The organism is Bacillus zhangzhouensis (assembly GCF_000715205.1).
GTDB lineage: Bacteria > Bacillota > Bacilli > Bacillales > Bacillaceae > Bacillus > Bacillus zhangzhouensis.
Map to the genome: position 1 here is coordinate 1 of NZ_JOTP01000052.1, position 3,712 is coordinate 3,712.

A 3,712-nucleotide genomic window follows, 5' to 3' on the forward strand; every position below is an offset into this window, starting at 1 on the left:
GAAATATCGTTGAAGCAAGCAATATTCTGAATCCAGAATCCGCAGAGGAAGAAGAGCCGGGGGAGTAAGTTTGTCCGATGCTGTCCTCGATATGTATAACGCATTAGAGGACATTGGCTTTACTCAAAATCAGATAGACGAAATGGACATTGTCTATCACCTAAAACGTCTTGCACGCAGGAAAGAAGCAAGCAAGGAAAAGCCAAGTAAGAACGCTGCAGCATCGGATAAGCCTTTGTACATTGAGACCAGCATAAGATGAAGGTCAAAGCACTTGAAAGAGCTTATGCAGATTCAGCCATCAAGAAGGGAAAGGACGCTCGAGAGACACAAAATCTTGCCCGTAGGCTGAACTATGCAACAGCTGAAATGAATAAAACGCAAAACGCTTTGACGCAAACAACCAACAAAATTAAGAAGATGGAAGCTGAAATAAAACGTACTTCTTCATCGCTTTATAAAATGGGCCAAAGAATGAATACAGTTGGCAACAAAATGAGAAGCACAGGTGCTTCGGTAGCGATGACTACAGGTGTTGCTTTTGCTGGCTTGGCCCTCCCACTAAAAGAAGCGGTACAAGTGGGTATGGACTTTGAAAAGCAAATGAGTAAAGTTCAAGCTATTTCAGGTGGTACTGCCCAGGAAATAAAAAAGCTAGAAAAACAAGCAATGGATCTTGGGGCAACAACAATTTTTACTGCTAGTCAAGCTGCTGATGCGCAAGGCTTTCTAGCGATGGCCGGATTTAAAGCGAATGACATCTATGCAGCGATGCCAGGAATGCTGAGCTTGGCTGCCGCAGGACAACTAGATTTAGCTGCCGCCGCCGACATCTCTTCCAACATGATGCAAGCCTTTGCGATGAAGGCAGAGGAAGCAGGTCACGCAGCTGACGTCATTGCATACGCCGCGTCTGACGCAAATACCAACGTAGAACAAATGGGTGAAGCCATGAAATTCCTTGCACCTAACGCTAATTCATTGGGCTGGGGACTAGAAGAATCAGCGGCCGCAGTCATGGCGTTTGGTGACGCAGGTTTACAAGGTTCTATCGCAGGACAAGCCTTTGGTACGTCTTTGATTAGGTTAGCTACACCTGCCAAAAAAGCGCAGAAGGTCATTGATAAGTTAGGGTTCTCGTTTTTTGATGCAGCAGGAGACATGAAGAGTATGCCGGAAGTTGTTGCCGAAATGGAGCGGGGCTTGAAAGGTATGACGAAAGAGCAGCAAGCGGCAGCATTGAAAACCATTGTAGGAGCCGAATCATACAAGCACTGGGCTAACCTTTTGCAAAAAGGCAGCAAAGCGCTAAAGGAGACTACCAAGGCATTGAAGGAATCCGATGGTGCTGCTAAAGATATGTCAGATACGATGTTAGATAATGCACGAGGCAGCATCGTCGCCTTTAATTCTGCTATAGATGTAGCAAAAATCAAGTTAACGAAAGGTTTACTTCCTGTTTTCGGAGGTATGGCTGAAAAAGGAGCAGACATCGTTTCCATGTTTAACAAAATGGATTCTGCCACAGCTCAAACGGTTGCTAAAACTGCATTGTTTGCTACGGGTGTCTTAGGTGCCACAACAGCAGTTGCAACGCTCACAATGGGTATCGGAGCGCTCTTAGCATTTACGGGTCCAGTGGGGCTTGCCATAGTTGGCGGAACGGCTTTACTAGGCGGCATTGCCGTTGCGACATACGCTTACAATGAACAGCTGAAAAACCAAAAGAAACGCCAAGAAGAAGCAAAAGAATCGGCTCTTCTATATGGTGAGGGTGTTTCTAAAGCGACACAAAAAGCGGCCGGAGCATACGTGAATCTACGAGAAAAAGCTACATCACAACTTTTCCAACTGACGCAGGTTTCAGGAAAAGAAGCCGAGAAGATGGCAAGCAATCTATTGTCTACTTATCAAAAAATGTCCACTTCTCTTATTAAGGAGTTAGAAGGATTTAAAACAGATGCAATCGCCGTTCTAAAAGGACTTTTTGAGGACCAAGAAAAAGAGACAAAGAAAATCGGAGAAGATTGGTCCGATCAATTGGTTGGAGACATTGACAAAGACGTTCAAAAAGTTCGCGAGAAAATGCGGAAGTTAGAACAGCTGAAAGATGAAACGGGTTTAATCAGCTCTAAAATGAATGCATCTCAAAAGAAAGCTTTTGAAGAAATTATTTCATTTTTCCAGCAGTCAACGAGTAAATTTGCGGCTAATCAAAAAGACGCAATGGCAATGCAGCAGAGGGTTTCTGAGAGTCAAAACAAACTCTCTTTTAAAAATGCCAAAAGCTACAATGATCAAATCAGCAGTATTTATAAAGAGGGACAGAAAGCAGCAAAAGAAGATCGCGACTACAGAAATAAAGTTTTAGATGAGGCTCTTGCAAAAGAAGCCATATCAGCTGCGCAACACAAAACACTAAAAGCTAAAAGTAATGCTGATTATCAAAAGGCACTTGCTAAGAACCTAGAAATGCGTAAAAACAATTCAAAAGCGTTATTTGATCAAATGGCTCAAGACGGAAAACTGCTGGACTTGGAAACGGGAAAAGCCCTAGAAAAGCAAAAAGAATACTACATTAACTCTATGGGTATTTACAATGAATGGGAAGAAAACGACGAGAAATACCAAGAGCGCTGGGCCGAAAAACAAGTAGCATTCTTCCAAAAACTTGGAGACAGCAAAGAAGAAGCGTTAGAAAAAACGAAGCAAGCACTTATCGAGTTCAACGAGGGTTTGGGTTTTTCAGCAGAAGAATCAGCAAGTAAAGCAAACGAAGCGATCATAAATGCTGAAAATGAATTCAACCGCGCAACATCTGCCCGTGAATCGGGAAAGAAAATGGGCGATGAATTCGCAGACGGCTTAACAGCTGCCACGCCTAACACGTTAGCAAGTGGAACGATCCTTAAACAAACACTGGATCAAAAATTGCGAGAAGAAAACGGCATCCCTAGAATTGCAGGACAAGAAAAAGGTCAATCATTTAGCGATGGTATTACTTCATCAAAAGTTAACGTATCTAACAGTGGAACAGTTCTGCAGCAAGCACTTAGGCAAAAGCTAAGTGAAGGCAATGCAGAGGCTAATACATCCGGCTCTCAAAAGGGCCAATCATTTAGCGCGGGAATAAGTTCAACAAGCGGCATCACAAGCACAGCAGCAAGCGACGTAAACCAAACGGCGTTATCTAACCTTAATAAAAATACGACTCAAGCCACTCAAGCAGGGGCGACAAAAGGGAATAGCCATAGTGCGGGCATAACAAGCACCAAGGGCGCCAATACGTCTGCAGCATCTTCTGTCAGTGCGACAGCAACAGCCCAGCTTGCCAAAACAACCGATGGTGGAGGCGGACAAAAAGCAGGGACTCAATTTGCATCGGGGATCCGTAGCCAAGCCGGAAACGCTAGTAATTCGGGTAGCACCGTAGCACAATCAGGAAAACAAGGCTTATCAAGCGTGAAAACAACTGGCACAGGTGCTGATTTTTCTAAAGGTTTTGCTAACGGTATTCGTAGTATGGGCGGCACCGGAGGTACGATATGGAAAGCTGCTTGGGCTATCGGTAAAGTTGCAATACGTTCACTGAAAGATTCCATACAATCAAAATCACCTGCAAAAAAGACCATTGCAGAAGGTGTGAACTTTGGCGATGGGTTTATCATTGGGCTTGGAGAAAAGGCGCAGGACGTGAAAAAGAGCACAGCAG

At 44.1% G+C, this 3,712-nt stretch carries 2 protein-coding genes; both read left to right on the forward strand.

Going from position 1 to position 3,712, the window contains the following annotated elements; genetic code table 11:
- Positions 1–70: 70 nt before the first annotated feature.
- Positions 71–262: a hypothetical protein gene (locus BA70_RS18550; protein WP_034325209.1), complete on the forward strand. Its 192-nt coding sequence runs from the start codon at positions 71–73 to the stop codon at positions 260–262.
- Positions 259–3,712 (forward strand): phage tail tape measure protein (locus tag BA70_RS18555; protein WP_239646713.1); only part of this gene is annotated, 3,454 nt, incomplete at its 3' end. The genes BA70_RS18550 and BA70_RS18555, both read left to right, overlap by 4 nt.